Genomic DNA, 802 nt, shown 5'->3' on the forward strand with positions numbered 1-802 from the left:
AAATCACAATAAAACCCCACCAAATGTTAGGAGCAGATTATAACGCTCACACTGAGTTACGAAACCTTTTCCTGTTCAACTCGGTTGATCATTCTCAAAAAAATCTCATTTATAGAGCTTTTGCTCAGATAACAACAAGCCAATAAAGGGGGATTCCCCTCTATTGAATGTGTTCCATTGTGCACTCGAAACTCACCCAGCCATGTTTCCTTTGCTCATAAATCGAAACTTTTGGTTCATGAAATTCGGTGTTATTGAAAATTCCAACGGGAACAACAACGATTTCGGGAGCTGCGGATAACAACAGTCGCATCGTCGTGCCACAAGCAGGGCAAAATTCGTATTTCACTTCATTACCATCGTCGCTGATTCTGGTGTAGTTGGTCGTGTCACCATCTAAAATGACCTGCTCCTTATCGAATTTGGCCTGGACACCAAAAACGCTGCCTGTTCGTTTCTGGCATTCAAAGCAGTGACAAATAGAGGTTCGCAGAGGTTCATCTTTACAGCGAAGTTGAACTAAGCCACAGGCGCACTCTCCGGTGTGAATTATGTTTGTCATCGTTATTACCTATCGATTGCCCACTAAACAGTTTATACCTAAATCCGCTCGAGTGATTTCACGATACTTGGTTCATCGAGATTTGAGTGTATGCGGTCATCCTATTGGAATTGGTATATACTCCGAACACAATTTTTAGAACAAAAACAAGGAAGTCGCCATGGCTCGCAGCAGAATTCTGCCAATTCCACTCATTCTTCTTATTCCTATCGTGCTATTAGCGATTGTTATCATTGCTGG

1 protein-coding gene is annotated in these 802 nt (G+C 42.1%); it reads right to left on the reverse strand.

What is annotated here, in order from left to right; translation table 11 throughout:
• Positions 1–160: 160 nt before the first annotated feature.
• On the reverse strand, positions 161–562 hold the full coding sequence (locus tag R7Z49_RS24310; RefSeq protein ID WP_005487761.1) for a GFA family protein: 402 nt from the start codon (positions 560–562) through the stop codon (positions 161–163).
• Between the last annotated feature and the right edge of the window lie 240 nt (positions 563–802).

This window comes from Vibrio sp. 1562, assembly GCF_033340155.1.
In the GTDB taxonomy this organism is placed as follows: domain Bacteria; phylum Pseudomonadota; class Gammaproteobacteria; order Enterobacterales; family Vibrionaceae; genus Vibrio; species Vibrio alginolyticus.